This is a genomic window from Paenibacillus polygoni (genome assembly GCF_030263935.1).
GTDB classification, from domain to species: Bacteria; Bacillota; Bacilli; order Paenibacillales; family Paenibacillaceae; genus Paenibacillus; species Paenibacillus polygoni.
On the sequence record NZ_CP127162.1, the window covers coordinates 939683 to 954812 of the forward strand.

Sequence of the window (15130 nt, forward strand, 5' to 3'; positions counted from 1 at the left end):
GTGTGAATGGTAGTTTTCAGAAATACATTACCCTAAGCTTCATCCCAAAACCTTCTTACGTTACTTAGACCATTACGAGCCCCGAACGTGCAGTCTTCCAGACCTTCAAACTCAAGACTTATATAACCGTCATAACCAGAAGATTTAATAACCCGAATGATGTCGCGCAGCGGAATGTCACCTTGACCCGCCACTGCTCCGCGCAGATAGTTACCGGCAGTGGATCTAAAAAATCCTTCGCCTGGATTCTCCCCGGCAGGGCGAACATAAAAATCTTTAATATGCACTATGGATGCATAAGGAAGGTTATTCTTCACACCCGCAAGCGGCGGCTCATCTGCACATAGGAAGTTACCTACATCGAGTGTCGTTTTGAAGTTGGGCATATTCACTGCGTGAATCAGAGCCTGAATCCGGTCACTGTGCTGAATGAAATAACCGTGATTCTCTACACTTGTGGTAATGCCATACGTACCAGCGTATTCTGCAATCTCCCGGCAAGCGGCAGCAAGCCGGTCTATATTTGCATTGAAATGGGCGATAGATACATCGGGAGAGGAAGCTACATCATGACGCATCAACTTCACGCCGAGCCTGTTTGCAATATCGACTTCTTTTTTTACGCGTGCAATCTCTTGCTGGCAGGCTTCTTCGCTGTCTACAAGGAAATTGGCCCCGATCGCATAGTTGGATATTTCAAGACCGCGCTCTGCGGCTTTTGTTACGATCAGATCAATCAGCTCAGGCTGTTCGGTCAGGTTATAGCCAAGCGGTACAATTTCTATATGTTCTCCGCCATGATCCGCTGTAAAATCAACGACATCTGCAATCGTCATCGTTCCTTTGTTCAGCGCTTGATACAAGCTGTAGGAACTAAGTCCAAGTTTCATAGGTATACTTCCTTTCCTGTACTTGCGGATTCATAAATACCACGAAGAATTTTCATGACTTCTACGCCGTCTTCCACAGGGCTGATCGGCCGTTTACCTGTCTGAACGCATTCTACAAAATGATCGATCTCTGCTTGGAATGCTTTTTCAAATTGGAATCCTTTGCTGTCGGTTTGCGGGCTGATGTTGATAATTGTGTCATGCTTCTCCGTAACGATGACGACTTCTGGATCGATCTCAAAGCCGCCTTTTTCACCATATAGTTTCACTGAACCTTCATTTTCCTTTGCGTGAAGAGTGAAACTCACATCGATCATCAGGGTAGCACCGTTCTCAAAACGAATGAGTGCATTTGCTAAATCTTCTACATCATTATCTTGCTGGTCCGGGTTATAGTCGGCTGCTTTATAGGAAGAGAGATTTTTGATATTAGAGCGATCTCCAAGCTTACGGTAGGTATTGCCTGTAACCGATTTCACTTTTGGTCTGCCCATCATATACCAGCAGAGGTCAATCACGTGGACACCGATATCAATGAGCGGTCCGCCGCCGGAACGTCTTGAATCCGAGAACCAGCCGCCTGGGTTGCCGAGTCTGCGAATGTAAGATGCTTTGGCATAATAGATTTCACCAAATTCGCCATTATCGATAAAAGAGCGAAGCATCTGTGCATTCGGATCATAACGGCGAACGAAACCGACCTGCAGAATCTTACCCGATTCTTGTACTGCTTGTTGAATCTTATAAGCTTCTTCTACGGTACGGCAAAGTGGTTTCTCCACCAGCACGTGCTTACCTGCTTTTAGAGCTGCAATGGCGATCTCCGCATGAGTATCATTCCATGTACAAATACTGACGGCATCGATTTCTTCATTAGCAAGCAGTTCATTGTAATCACTATAGGCATATAGTGCTTCGTATTTGTCAGCGGTTTGTTTGGCCCTATCGGCATTCATATCGCATACCGCATGAAGAACCGTATTTGGATTGTTTTTGTAAGGTGTTAGATGATATTGTGAGATGCTCCCAGCACCAATTACGCCAATTTTAAGAGTTGTCATATGTAAATTTGTGCTCCCTTCAATTTCTAGAATAGGATATACTAGACAACAGAAGTGTAAGGATTATCCCCTTTGTTTTCTATCATCTAGAATTACCTTTATTGTAGGGAGACCCTGCGGGGAAAGCCATGTAGAGCGTTGCTGATTATTTGAACAAATGTGCGGTGAGTGGAGGGATGGCCCATGCATAGAGACGCTGCTTTACGGGAACCGATGGATATGCCTGATCCGCAGTTTCCACTGAAGCTTCATTATTGTGAGTCAACTGAAAAAGGGCAAATTTTATTTCATCCTCATTTTCATGAACATATGGAAATTTTATATTTTGCAAAAGGCGAAGCCATTATCGAATGCAATTCGGAGCAAACACGAGCCAAAGAAGGGGACCTGATCGTCCTTAATAGTAATGACCTGCACCACGGAATCAATGTATCGGGCCACGTACTGTATAATGCGCTCATCACGGATCTGTCTCTACTACAAAGTCCATCGCCGGATGCAGTGGGGACGAAGTTCATTACTCCAATGACCCAGAATAATGTCATGTTCAAAAACCACATTCCAGATGATTCGGAACTTCGCACCGCATTTGAACAAATTCTTCAAGAATTCCAGAGGAAAGAACTTGGATATGAAATGGCCATTAAATCGTGTATGTACCGGATGCTGACCCTATTGTTCCGTAGACATATAGCAGAGTACATGCCGAGTGCTGAGTATAATAGCCGCACCAAAAATTTAACGAGATTTGCTCCTATTTTTAAATACATCGAGGAACATTACTTGGAGGAACTATCAGTGGAGCTGCTGGCTCATAAGGCAGGGTTATCCCGGTTTCATTTCAGCCGCTTATTCAGTGAACTGACGAACAAGACAGTGACCGAGTATATCAATCAGTTCCGAATCAATAAGTCGGAATATCTGCTTCGCAATACAGAAATGACCATATCAGAGGTGGCGCTTGCTTCAGGATATAATGATATTTCTTACTTCAGCCGGACATTTAAGAAGTATAAACAAGTACCGCCTTCTTTCATCCGAACCTCCATCAAAAGCGAATAATGGAAGCATATGGGGCTGTAAAAGTTCGGGATTAACCTTAATTTTTTTGTGAAATAGTTGACTTCTTTTGTTATATTTAATATTCTTGTTATTGTCCTTTTACAAAGTGTAGACAGGATAAAGGAATGAATTATCAATACAATAATGATTTACACTTCAGTCATTCGTAACTTACATCCTACTTACGAATATAGGAGCTTATATTTTCTCATCCTATATGAAGAATTAGGATTTTTTGCTTTGATTCGAATGATAATACAAGTCATGGAGGCACAGCTTCAGATGGAAAAATGGTTTAAATTAAAAGAACGAGGAACGACCATCCCGACAGAGATCATTGCGGGGCTCACGACCTTCTTTACAATGGTTTACATCGTCATTGTGAATCCGGGTATGCTCAGCAGTACAGGAATGGATTTCAACGGTGTATTCATTGCTACCGTGCTCGCAAGTATCATTGGCACACTCATTATGGGACTTGGTGCGAATTATCCAATCGTCATTGCGCCGGGAATGGGACTTAACGCGTTTTTCGCATACAGTGTCGTAGCAGGATATGGAGTTTCTTGGCAGGTAGCACTTGGTGCAGTATTCATTGCCGGAATGCTCTTTGTTATTTTGTCACTAACTTCCTTTAGATATATGCTGCTAGATGCCATACCGGGCAGCCTCAAACATGCCATAACGGCAGGGATCGGACTTTTTATTACTACGGTTGGACTTCAAAATGCAGGAATTATTGTTGCCTCCGAATCGAATCTAATTGCACTAGGTAATTTATCAGATCCAATGACCATGCTTACGATTATTGGACTACTCATTACCGTGGTGCTTATGTCATATAACGTAAAAGGATACTTATTTATTGGGATGGTGGTTACGGCCATTATTGCGTGGTTTATGGGATTGCTTCAGATGCCAGAATCCATCGTATCGATGCCAACAGGGCTGTCATCAACCGCTTTCCAACTTGATATCGCAGGTGTATTCTCCAGTGGACTTTACACCGTTATCTTTACTTTCTTACTAATTACTTTGTTTGATACAACAGGCACCATGCTTGGGGTAGCAGAGAAGGCGGGCCTTATCAAAGAGGGTAAATTCCCACGTTCACGCGGAGCACTTCTGGCGGATGCGGTAGGTACAACATCAGGAGCTTTGCTCGGTACAAGCCCGACATCAGCTTATATTGAATCCAGCACAGGGGTAGCAGCAGGCGGCCGTACGGGTCTTACTGCAGTAGTGGTAAGTATCCTGCTTGCACTGACCTTGTTCTTCTCGCCGCTGATCGGTGTATTATCCGGCATTTCCGCAATTACCGCTCCGGCGCTTATTATTGTAGGTTACTTTATGATTAATGCAATCAGCCAGGTTAAATGGTCTGATGTGGAGGAAGCTTTCCCGGCATTTCTCATCATTATTCTCACTCCGCTTACACACAGTATTGCAACAGGGATCGGCGTAGGATTTATTTTCTACCCTCTGCTGAAACTGCTGCGCGGGAAAGGGAAAGATGTACATCCGATCTTCTATGTTTTTGCAATTTTGTTCTTTATCCAGCTCGTGTTCCTCGAACACTAGAACTTTCGAGTTGTTTTACTAGAATATAGCTACTCAAACCCTTAGACCACGTAATGAGAATTACGATGATCTAAGGGTTTTGTTTTTAGTTACATAGGCATAATTAAATACATAACTAAAGAGATTTGAAATTAATTCCACTAATTAACATATGAAATGGTCACCAATTCGCAGGGTAGTGAAGAATGTATGGATATGTTATTCTTTTTGGGAAGCGCTTCCAAGATATGTGTAACCAAAGGAGATGTATAAGGTTGAATCGAAAATGGAAATCTACGCTTACGCTTTCTCTGGCTTTTGCACTCGTTCTCTCCCTGTTTTCTTCTACCTTGAGCCCTACACAAGCTGACGCAGCAAAAGGCAACAAATCTAAGCTTCAATCTTACGTAAACGATATGCAGCCAGGATGGAATCTTGGAAACTCTCTGGATGCAGTAGGTGCAGATGAGACGGCTTGGGGCAATCCACGCATCACGAAAGAATTAATTCAGAATATTGCAGATGAAGGATATAAAAGTATTCGAATTCCAGTGACCTGGGATTCCCATATCGGAGCAGCGCCAGACTATACCGTGGACCCTGCTTATCTGAACCGTGTTCAGGAAGTAGTCCAGTGGGCTCTTGATGAAGGGCTGTATGTCATGATTAACGTTCATCACGATTCTTGGGTCTGGATCAGCCATATGGAGAAAAAACATGACGAAGTGCTTGCTAGATATAATGCGATCTGGACGCAAGTTGCCGACCACTTTAAGAATCAGTCTAACAAGGTGATGTTTGAAAGTGTGAACGAACCTCGCTTTACGGACGGCGGAACAACGGATGAAGCCAAACAGTTAGACATGCTCAAAGAGCTGAATTTATCTTTTCATAAAATAGTTCGTGAATCCGGCGGGATCAACGCCACTCGTCCGCTCGTATTATCTACACTTGAAGCATCCCCGTCACAAGAACGTATGGACGAGCTTTATCGTACCATTACTACACTGAACGATGAGAACATCATCGCAACCGTTCATTACTATGGCTACTGGCCGTTTAGTGTGAACATTGCCGGTTATACTCGTTTTGAAAAAGATACAAAAAATGATATCGATCAAACTTTTAATAACGTCTACAACACCTTTGTTGCCCAAGGTATACCGGTAATTTTAGGTGAGTACGGGCTGCTTGGTTTTGACCAAAGTACCAATACGATTGAACAAGGTGAAAAACTGAAGTTCTTTGAATACCTTACACATGTTCTAAAAGAAAAGAATATTACCCATATGCTGTGGGATAACGGACAGCACTTTAGCAGAACGGAATTCAAATGGTCTGATCAGGACCTGTTTGACATGATGAAAGCAGGACGGAAGACACGCTCGGCTACCGCTGAGACGGATCTTATTTTTGTGGAAAAAGGCACTAATGGGCAGGATCAGCAGATCCAACTGAACTTAAACGGCAATCGGTTAACGAAACTGAGTGTGAATGGAAAGAATCTGAAAAAAGAGAAAGAATATGTCCTTTCTGGCGAGAAACTTATCATTAAAGCAGCGAAATTAGCAGAACTGACAGCTTCAGGCGAGTATGGGGTAAATGCTGTAATTACTGCGGAGTTCAATAAAGGGGCAGACTGGAAGTTCAGTGTGATCACAAACAGTAAACCTGAGCTGCAGAATGCACAAGGAACAACGGACAATTTTGCAATTCCGGTTCGATTTAACGGAGATCTGCTTGCTACCATGGAAGCAGTGTATGTAAATGGAGGAAACGCAGGTCCACAGAATTGGACTTCTTTTAAGGAATTTGAATACACATTCAGCCCTTCTTATGAGGATGGAAAAATTACGCTGAAACCTAATTTCTTTAACGAAGTGAAAGATGGAGAAGTGATTTTGAAATTCCATTTCTGGAGCGGAGAGATCCTTTCTTACAAACTCCATAAGAGCGGGACTACGATTACAGGCACTGTAATGTAATACAAAGCAGGACTTATAGCAGGCTAAATATTTTTAACAAAAGAGGGTCATACCGGGTCGGTCCGGAGGCCCTTTTTTTGTTTTTTTAGATAAGCACTAAGGCTCAAAATACAGATGCTTATGAACTAAATTCATAAAAATGTCGTAATATTACATGATTATAGTGATAATTAACACGGTATTCAGCATTCGCTCTATATGTTATGTTGTGTTAGTAAGCGCTTACAAATTTACAAACGAAAAGGAGATGTATAAGGTTGAATCGAAAATGGAAATCCAGTCTCATGTTATCTCTGGCATTTACTCTCGTCTTTTCCTTGTTTGCTTCTAGTTTGAAAATGGATAAGGTACAAGCAGCCACGAGTATTCAGTCCTATGTAAGTGATATGCAGCCCGGATGGAACCTTGGAAACTCTTTGGATGCCATAGGTGCAGATGAGACTGCTTGGGGGAACCCGCGCATAACGAAAGAATTGATTCAGAAAATTGCAGCACAGGGGTACAAAAGTATTCGAATTCCAGTGACCTGGGATTCCCACATCGGAGCAGCACCGAATTATACGATAGAGGCTTCCTATCTAAACCGTGTTCAGGAAGTGACGCAGTGGGCTTTGGATGAAGGACTCTACGTCATGATTAACGTTCATCACGATTCTTGGGTCTGGATCAGCCATATGGAGAAAAATCATGATCAGGTTCTAGCCAAATACAATGCAATATGGACTCAAATTGCCGATCGTTTCAAAAATTCGTCGAACAAGCTAATGTTTGAAAGTGTGAATGAACCCCGGTTTACCGACGGCGGAACAACGGATGAGCAGAAGCAACTAAAGATGCTAGAAGAGCTGAATCTTTCATTCCATAAGATTATCCGTCAGTCTGGAGGGGGAAATGCGGTTCGTCCGCTCGTGTTATCAACACTTGAGGCATCACCAACTCAGGAGCGAATGAGTGCACTGTACAGTACAATCTCCAAACTGAATGACACGAATATTATTGCGACAGTTCATTACTACGGCTTTTGGCCGTTTAGTGTAAACATTGCTGGATATACACGCTTTGAGACAGACTCCCAGAATGACATTAAACAAACTTTTGATAACGTTTATAACACTTTTGTTGCAAAAGGAATTCCTGTCATTGTAGGTGAGTATGGGCTCCTTGGTTTTGACAAAAATACGAATGTCATTGAACAAGGCGAAAAACTTAAGTTTTTTGAATATCTTACAAATTACTTAAAACAGAAAAACATTACACATATGCTGTGGGATAATGGACAGCACTTCAGCAGAACGGCTTATACTTGGTCAGACCAAGATCTCTACAACACAATTAAAGCGGGAATCACAACACGTTCTTCCACAGCGGCATCTGATCTCATATTCGTGAAAAAAGGAGCGACAGTAGAGGACAAGCAAATTCAGCTGAGTCTTAACGGCAACACGCTTAGCGAACTGAGTGTGAATGGGCAAAAGCTGGTATCTGGTCAAGATTACACGCTCAGCGGCGAGCTTCTTACGATAAAAGCTAGCCAGTTAACGAAGCTGACTTCATCAGGGAACTATGGGGTTAATGCCGTGATCAAAGCGAAGTTCAATAAGGGTGCAGACTGGAATTTCCGGGTGATCGTGAACGCAAAACCTCAGCTGCAAAATAAACAAGGAACAATGAGTGATTTTGCCATTCCTACTGCTTTTAACGGCGATCTGCTTGCTACCATGGAAGCGGTCTATACGAGTGGAGGAAACGCAGGTCCGCAGAACTGGACTTCCTATAAGGAGTTCGAATATACATTCAGTCCTTCTTATGATTCTGGAAAAATCACACTCAAACCCGATTTCTTCAATGAAGTAAATGACGGAGAAGTGATTCTAAAATTCCATTTCTGGAGCGGAGAGGTTATCTCTTATAAAATCAAAAAAAGCGGAACAAGTATTACAGGGACGGTAATGTAACTATAGGTATGCAGTAACAGATATAACAAAAAGTACGCGCAGTAACAGATATAACAAAAAATGCGCAGTAACAGAAAAAACAAAGAGGGTCACACCGGCTAGGGCCGGGTGATCCTCTTTTGTTCTCTGCGTACATAAGCTTCTGGTGTCGTTCCAACAGCGGCTTTAAAGTCTTTAATAAAATGAGACTGGTCGTGGTAGCCAAGATCCATACTTAGCTTCAGAAGTTGGAGAGTGTCTCCCTGGCCTAATATTTCTGCTGCATTTTGTAGGCGGTAGAGTCGTATGACTGTTTTGGGACTCAGACCGACATATTGCTGAAAAAGACGCTGTAACTTTCGTTTGTTGATTTGAAAATAAGTGCACACATCATCTACCTTCGTGATTTCTTGATGATCTTGTATATAGGTCGTAATACGTTCTACTTCGAGACCCATCTCGTCTACAGACGGCAGCAAGGGAAGGAGCAGCTGATCCATTTGCTGGACAAGTTCATTATGGGATACCTGTCTGTTTAGAAATATGTCCTCCAGCTCCTGATTAGAGTGAGGAAGCAGAGACTCAGCAGGAATAGGGGCATGTGTTAAACCGATAATTGGTTTTTGAATCCACGGATAGAAGCCGCCCGGCTTAAATTTGATGCCAAATACGCAGCCTTCCTCTCTTAGCTGATGACCATACTTCGTAGATGAAGGACCGAAAAAGAAGGTGCGTCCTTGCTCAATGACCAGGTTCACACAAGGATTGGGTATGACATCTTGAGTAAACATCTCTCCAGGAGGGAGGTTCCATTCTACGATCCAGTAATGTTTAATAAACCGGCTGAGTTCTTCGTGAGGAAGGTAACGTTTCAGAGTAAAGTGCTGCTTGCCGTATTCATGATGAAGCAGACCGAGAGAGCGCTGATCTATTGATTTAGACATAAGGTTCTCCTCCAGCGAAGAGTCGCGTTTTTACAATACTTTTAGTAGATCAAGCGAGTAAGATGGGAGTACAACTTCAAAGAAATAACAACAAAAAGCGGACTACACTGCTGTGTGAAAAATGAGATAGGGAGTGATTTAAAGTGGAAGTTTTGCATTACGAGTTTTATATTGGAGCAAGCCCAGACCAAGTATGGGATACCCTGTTTCAGCCTGAAAATACTAAGAAAATATTCTATGGATGTACGCTTGAATCCTCTTTTGAGACAGGCTCTTCCTTTCAATATGTAGGTCCGGGAAAGGACGGGGAGAGGACCGTTCATCTATATGGAGAGGTATTGTCATATGAACCTGGAGTTAAGTTTAGCTGCTTAGAACATCCGGGTCCGTCTTACAAGGAGAATCACGAGGAGCTTGCCTCACGAATGACGTATCTGTTTGAGCCAGTTGGGGACTGCACGAAGCTGACTTTAATTAATGATCAGTGGAGCGAAAATCATCCCTCTTACGAAAGTACAAAGAGTCACTGGTGGATGATTCTTAGTAACATTAAAACACTCGCAGAGACAGGAAAGACATTACATTTCGGCTTTTAATCTAATAGGGCAAGACCACGTCATACGCCAAAAATACTCCCTTAAACCAAGTAAGGGAGTATTTTTGCTACAGGGATTTAAAATTATTTTTTACGTGACATTTTGTCGTATAAACGAGTTACCCGTGCAGCGAAATCTTCTAGATTCATCGAGGCTTTATTGCGGCGATGGTACCACTTTTTAACCGTATCAATGACCCACTGCGGGACCTTAACTTGATTAAACCGTGGATACACGTGGTAATAAGCCCAGACCAGATGATCCCACCGCTGGTCATTGCCTTCTTTTACATATTCAGATACATCGAGTACTTTGGCGCGACCATTCTGATTGACTACATTTTTCAAGTGGATGTCTCTCGGGTTAAGCCCTACACTTACCGCATACGTGCGGGCTTCTTTTACATCAAGAATGACCTGTTCAGGAACCGGAATTCCCTCCATAAGACAATCTTCCAGTGTAGGTCCTGATTCCATACTGAGCACAAGATAACGATCACCTTCTCCATAACAGACAGCGAAAAAGGGAGAACCGGCAAGCCGGTCGTAGACTGATTTTTCAATCGTCTTCTTCTTCATCGCTTCAGGAGAATATATTTTAAATGCAAATTGCGGATATGCTTCGATTGTAAATACAGCTGCGTCGGTTCCAACGCCGATACAATGTACACCAGCAGCTTGATTTGTAATACACACAAGTTCATTATCAACGCTGCCGATGATATCAACCTGACTCAAGAGAGAATCAATTTTCTCTAGATCGGGTAATTCCAAATGGTGATTTGGGTAACGATCCATGTACGTGACAACCCCTTCATATTTCGAGCCCTGTTCTGTTTAGAAACGGTGTAAACAGGAGTAGGCCGCCGTAGGTTTCTATTTCTATTCTATGATAAAATACAATACAACAAAGCGATGACAGATTGCAAAGAAAGGCAGAAGATGCTTATGATAACAACGTATCCTCCTTGGTCATACTCTGGTTCTAGAGCCGCCATATTTGATGATTGTCTTCGTAAATATTATTACCATTATTACGGTTCTCATAATGGGTGGAAATTAGAAACGGCAGAACCAGACCAAGTCCAGACCTACCGTTTAAAACAGCTCAGCAATCTCTATCTCGTATTTGGGAATCTGGCTCATCAGATGTGCGAGTCCGTGATTCGCAGCTGGGATAAGGAACGCAAGGTTCCGGAGGCTTCTTTTTTATACCAAAAGATGAGAGAACTGCTTAACCAGGCGTACAAAGAGTCGCAAGATGTGACCGGCTGGCATCTTCGTCCTAAATATCAAACCATGTTATCCGAAATCTATTATGATGAAGATGACAAGCTGAAAGATCGAATTTCTTCTATTAAGTCCCGTATGCAAACGGTCGTTGACAAGCTGTATCATACGAGAACATGGAAAGAAGTAGAGAGCGGCGCAGCCCATATTATGGAGATCGAGAAATGGGATCATATGATTTTGCATGATACGAGGGTGTACGTAAAGATGGACGTCCTGTACCGTAATGAGCAGGGGCATATTGTCATTGTAGACTGGAAGACTGGCAAAGAGAATGATTTTACAGATCAGCTATATCTCTATGCGCTTTATGTTCATGAGCACTATAATGTTCCGTACGAACACATCGAGATGCGAGTTGAATATCTGCTTACAGGCGAGTGTGAAACCTATCAGGCTACGCAGCAAGATATTGATAAAGTATCTGCATCGACCTTACGATATATTGAAGAAATGAAATCCTGTCTTGCTGATGATTACTATAATCGTCCTAAAGACATCTCTTTCTTTACACCGATGCCGTCAAGAAGAGTATGCGGAGAATGTAATTTTCGTGAAATCTGCAGCTCGCGGGCGGTTTAGTGACTAGACACTGGATGATGTCCAGTGTCTTTTTGGTATGTCGATGTCGTTGTTTATTCTACCTACAGCGAAGCAAGAGGGCTACTCTCTGGAGGGGTAAGATAAAGTTTTCTTATGGTTATCGCGATACTGACGAGGTGACATGCCTACCACTTTCGTGAAAAGTATGGAGAAATAATTCGCATTTTCGTATCCTGTTAATTTGGCAATTTCCCATACTCTCATCTCTGTTTGTACAAGGAGCCGTGTTGCTTCTCCCATCCTTCGCTGAATCATGTAATGAATGGGGGAGGTGGAGTAACGGTTTTTAAATAAATGAGCGAAATAATACGGACTTATATTAAAATGGTCAGCCATTTTTTTGAGAGTCAGAGGCTGGGTATAGTTCATATCTATATATTCTTTAATATCAAGGACTATCTGTTGTCTGCCGGTGTCTGGCGATTGGGTCTGCTTGCTTAGCATACGAGAAACAAGAAGTAGGATCGATTGCAGCAAGTGCTGGCAGATCTGTTCATGCCCTTCGCCCCGAATCGTAGATTCTTCGAACAGGAGTTCCATCAAGGTGATTATTTCAGCGGAATAGCTGTTAGCACGAATAACAGGGTCACGATCCGGCGGAATGATCCATTCCTTATGGGAGTGAAAACCGCAATAGCAAATATATATGGGTTTGTCTTTGGAAGACTTCTCGGCATGGAGAATCCCTTTATTGTAAATAAGGATGTCACCTTCAGCTGCATCATACTCTATATCTCCAATGGTGAACTTGCCTTCTCCTTCTTTAATGACCAGTATCTCAAACAGATCTTCATGCTTATGGCTTGGAAACTGCCAGCCCGGGTTATTGCTCACGTGTCCTGTGTACAGCAGGCGATCATCCAATTCTACTTTATAGGTTCGAGTTATCCCCGCATTCATGTCAGGCATTTGTAATCCGTTCCTCTCTAAAATAGCAAGATATATAACATTGTAACAAAAACGAGCAATATGTTTCATTGTGAATCGAAGACTACCGCCGTAAGCTGTATGAAGAACAGATTTAGATACATAAAGGAGAAAACCATGCCATATCCAAAGGAAAAAGGATTGATATTTTCATTCACTTTCATGGCATTTATTCTGGGAACCACAGAATATGTCATCGTGGGGCTTTTAAGCGAAATTGCAGGTGACTTTGGGGTAACGCTTGCAGCAGCAGGTATTTTGATCTCTGGTTTTGCGCTTGCCTATGCGATTGGGACACCGCTTATCCTGAGTGTCTTAGGTCATTTGCCTAAGCGACTGCTTCTATTAACAGGTATTACGCTCATTATTGTGCTAAATATGCTGAGTGCGGTCTCTACCTCTTTTGCGTTCCTCATGGGGACGAGAGTAGTGACTGCCATTTTGTGTGGCCTTTCTTTATCGCTCGCGATTTCGGTAGCAAGTGATTACGTGGAAAAAGCAAGGCGCGGACGAGCAATTTCCTATATTCTTGGCGGATTTACGATTGCAAATGTATTTGGTGTACCGATCGGTACCCTTGTAGGTCAACATTTTGACTGGCCAGCCACATTTATTCTGGTTTCTATTCTTGGGGCAGGTGCCCTCTTACTGAACTGGATCTACATACCGAGAGATATACCCATCGTGAATGTATCGGCGAAAGAACAGTTCGTTCTCCTTACTAACTATCGGATCCTGCTTGCGTTCTTTATTCCGGCCATGGGTACCGCAGCGATCTTTACCGTATTTACCTATATTACACCGATCATGGGTAAGGTCATGCAGCTGCCAAGCAGCTTGTTCAGTACGGTGTTATTCGCCTATGGTCTAGTTACGATTGTAAGTAATCTCATTGGCGGAAGAATTGCTTCCGGGGATTATGTAGGAAAGCTGAGGATTGTATTTATCCTGCAAGCCGTTATTTTTATTCTATTCGGGCTGACGGCTGCGCTGCCGGTCATCGGATTAATTAGTCTGATTCTCATTGCGCTGACTTCTTATATTCTGAATGCTTCCACGCAGCTGTATTTAATTGATCTTGCCTACATGTATGTTCCAAAAGCAAAGGATTTCGCGACCTCACTCATGCCGGTAGCAAACAACCTGGGGATAGCGATCGGTTCTTTTGTAGGCGGCTTAATGATTGATATTAGCGGGCTTAGGGCATTGCCTTGGGTAGCGGCCGGGTTTACATTCATTGCCCTTGTGATTACTGCGGTGTCTCATCGTCTAGATCGTAAACAGGGAATGCAGATGAACTCCAATACAATGAGAGAAGAAGAACTTCCTGCTTCCGGGGCACATATGTCATCGCCAAAATAGGGGATATAATGATTCGATAGCAGAAACAAAGCAGAGATTGTTTACGTAGAATTCTACGAGAGCAATCTCTTTTTTTTCTGTAAAGAGTAGAAGTAGGAGAGACCGCATCAGGTATATTCGTAACAGCATAATAAACGATGCCGTGTTTAACAAACGTTGGGTATGAAATGTATTGAGGGGGACTATGGAATTACGAAACTGGGGGGATTGATAAGCACACGGTTTTGACGGAGTATGCTGAATTACACCTGAATATTCCTCAAAATTCTACTTGAGAGGATTTAGCAGAAGGCAGCAGCTCGGTACCTGCGTTTCAAAGATATGCTGTATAATTCTAGATAAAAGAACGGGTGATCTTAACATTTACAACTTTTTTCTACAATAAATTGTATTTTGTTTAAAAATGTATAAATAATTTGTCGTTTATTTCCGATATATGTATTAAAGTCTAAAATTTTATAATATATCGGAGTGTAAACTTTAAAATGATGACTTCATCAAGAGGAAATGAATCGTTAAAAGCGTATATAAATAGAATAGAATACATTATTTTCTTGATTGAAAACAAGAAGGACCGGGAAAAAATCTCCACTTTCTTATCTGATTTGCGTGGAGATCTACAAATGGTACTATATAAAATACAACAGAAAAGATATAGTAAGTATCAAACTAGATATTTAGAACATGTTTACCTACCTGCAATAAAAGAAGCTCAGCTGAATATTTACATGCGTTTAGGAGTAGTAGATGTATATGCGAGGTGGATACGACAATTAAGCCAAACGAAGATAAAATTAGAATGGTATCTAAAAGTAGGAGAAAATGAGTATTACGCAGATGTTACTTAAACCTTTGATGGGGTGGGTAATAGCGAAGTTTCTATTTCTGTGAGGTACTGTGCTCTATACAGGGCCTAA

The 15130-nt window shown here is 42.2% G+C and carries 13 protein-coding genes; 8 read left to right on the top strand and 5 right to left on the bottom strand.

Translation table 11 applies throughout. The annotated features are described in order from the left end of the window. Window positions 1–32: 32 nt before the first annotated feature. Both QPK24_RS04520 and QPK24_RS04525 read right to left on the bottom strand, forming a co-directional pair. Window positions 33–890, bottom strand: a complete 858-nt coding sequence (locus QPK24_RS04520) for a sugar phosphate isomerase/epimerase family protein (protein ID WP_285746502.1) — start codon at window positions 888–890, stop codon at window positions 33–35. Continuing rightward, complete coding sequence (locus QPK24_RS04525; protein ID WP_285746504.1) at window positions 887–1951, bottom strand: Gfo/Idh/MocA family protein; 1065 nt, start codon at window positions 1949–1951, stop codon at window positions 887–889. Before QPK24_RS04525 ends, QPK24_RS04520 begins: the two co-directional genes overlap by 4 nt. Before the next feature lie 183 nt (window positions 1952–2134). Between QPK24_RS04525 and QPK24_RS04530 the strand changes: the two genes are divergently transcribed. The 4 genes from QPK24_RS04530 to QPK24_RS04545 all read left to right on the top strand — a co-directional run bounded on the left by QPK24_RS04530 (window position 2135) and on the right by QPK24_RS04545 (window position 8513). Continuing rightward, the gene (locus QPK24_RS04530) at window positions 2135–3013 is read left to right on the top strand and encodes a helix-turn-helix domain-containing protein (RefSeq protein ID WP_285746506.1); all 879 of its coding nucleotides are present in this window, start codon (window positions 2135–2137) and stop codon (window positions 3011–3013) included. Window positions 3014–3295: 282 nt separating this feature from the next. Continuing rightward, a complete protein-coding gene (locus QPK24_RS04535; protein WP_213532799.1) occupies window positions 3296–4594 on the top strand; it encodes an NCS2 family permease in 1299 nt (432 codons plus the stop codon). A gap of 227 nt (window positions 4595–4821) precedes the next feature. Beyond that, a complete protein-coding gene (locus QPK24_RS04540; protein ID WP_285746508.1) occupies window positions 4822–6558 on the top strand; it encodes a cellulase family glycosylhydrolase in 1737 nt (578 codons plus the stop codon). Between the two features lie 284 nt (window positions 6559–6842). After that, on the top strand, window positions 6843–8513 hold the full coding sequence (locus QPK24_RS04545) for a cellulase family glycosylhydrolase (protein WP_285749090.1): 1671 nt from the start codon (window positions 6843–6845) through the stop codon (window positions 8511–8513). Window positions 8514–8611: 98 nt separating this feature from the next. Here the strand turns inward: QPK24_RS04545 and QPK24_RS04550 are convergent, their stop codons facing one another. Further along, window positions 8612–9436 (bottom strand): AraC family transcriptional regulator, encoded by an 825-nt coding sequence (locus tag QPK24_RS04550; RefSeq protein ID WP_285746510.1) that lies wholly within the window; start codon window positions 9434–9436, stop codon window positions 8612–8614. 143 nt (window positions 9437–9579) lie between these two features. Here QPK24_RS04550 and QPK24_RS04555 point away from each other — a divergent pair, with 143 nt between their 5' ends. After that, window positions 9580–10032, top strand: a complete 453-nt coding sequence (locus tag QPK24_RS04555) for an SRPBCC family protein (protein ID WP_285746512.1) — start codon at window positions 9580–9582, stop codon at window positions 10030–10032. 83 nt (window positions 10033–10115) lie between these two features. On the opposite strand, the gene QPK24_RS04560 is transcribed toward QPK24_RS04555, so the two are convergent. Beyond that, entirely contained in the window at window positions 10116–10829 is a 714-nt protein-coding gene (locus tag QPK24_RS04560) for a serine/threonine protein kinase (protein ID WP_285746514.1), read from the bottom strand. A 153-nt stretch (window positions 10830–10982) separates the two neighbouring features. Between QPK24_RS04560 and QPK24_RS04565 the strand changes: the two genes are divergently transcribed. Continuing rightward, a complete protein-coding gene (locus QPK24_RS04565; protein WP_320416918.1) occupies window positions 10983–11903 on the top strand; it encodes a PD-(D/E)XK nuclease family protein in 921 nt (306 codons plus the stop codon). Window positions 11904–11984: 81 nt separating this feature from the next. Here the strand turns inward: QPK24_RS04565 and QPK24_RS04570 are convergent, their stop codons facing one another. Then, window positions 11985–12833 carry a helix-turn-helix domain-containing protein gene (locus QPK24_RS04570; protein ID WP_285746518.1) on the bottom strand — a complete coding sequence of 283 codons (849 nt, stop codon included), beginning with the start codon at window positions 12831–12833 and terminating at the stop codon, window positions 11985–11987. Window positions 12834–12968: 135 nt separating this feature from the next. On the opposite strand from QPK24_RS04570, the gene QPK24_RS04575 reads away from it, so the two are divergent. After that, a complete protein-coding gene (locus QPK24_RS04575) occupies window positions 12969–14213 on the top strand; it encodes an MFS transporter (protein WP_285746520.1) in 1245 nt (414 codons plus the stop codon). 485 nt (window positions 14214–14698) lie between these two features. After that, complete coding sequence (locus QPK24_RS04580) at window positions 14699–15061, top strand: hypothetical protein (protein ID WP_285746522.1); 363 nt, start codon at window positions 14699–14701, stop codon at window positions 15059–15061. The last annotated feature ends 69 nt before the right edge of the window (window positions 15062–15130 follow it).

Bases quoted from the DNA above. Each gene is read 5' to 3' on its own strand.
- QPK24_RS04540 (WP_285746508.1), top strand. From the start codon at position 4,822: ATGTGTAACCAAAGGAGATGTATAAGGTTGAATCGAAAATGGAAATCT.
- QPK24_RS04550 (WP_285746510.1), bottom strand. From the start codon at position 9,436: ATGTCTAAATCAATAGATCAGCGCTCTCTCGGTCTGCTTCATCATGAA.
- QPK24_RS04570 (WP_285746518.1), bottom strand. From the start codon at position 12,833: ATGCCTGACATGAATGCGGGGATAACTCGAACCTATAAAGTAGAATTG.
- QPK24_RS04575 (WP_285746520.1), top strand. From the start codon at position 12,969: ATGCCATATCCAAAGGAAAAAGGATTGATATTTTCATTCACTTTCATG.
- QPK24_RS04580 (WP_285746522.1), top strand. From the start codon at position 14,699: ATGATGACTTCATCAAGAGGAAATGAATCGTTAAAAGCGTATATAAAT.
- QPK24_RS04545 (WP_285749090.1), top strand. From the start codon at position 6,843: ATGTTATCTCTGGCATTTACTCTCGTCTTTTCCTTGTTTGCTTCTAGT.
- QPK24_RS04525 (WP_285746504.1), bottom strand. From the start codon at position 1,951: ATGACAACTCTTAAAATTGGCGTAATTGGTGCTGGGAGCATCTCACAA.
- QPK24_RS04560 (WP_285746514.1), bottom strand. From the start codon at position 10,829: ATGGATCGTTACCCAAATCACCATTTGGAATTACCCGATCTAGAGAAA.
- QPK24_RS04535 (WP_213532799.1), top strand. From the start codon at position 3,296: ATGGAAAAATGGTTTAAATTAAAAGAACGAGGAACGACCATCCCGACA.
- QPK24_RS04530 (WP_285746506.1), top strand. From the start codon at position 2,135: ATGCATAGAGACGCTGCTTTACGGGAACCGATGGATATGCCTGATCCG.
- QPK24_RS04520 (WP_285746502.1), bottom strand. From the start codon at position 890: ATGAAACTTGGACTTAGTTCCTACAGCTTGTATCAAGCGCTGAACAAA.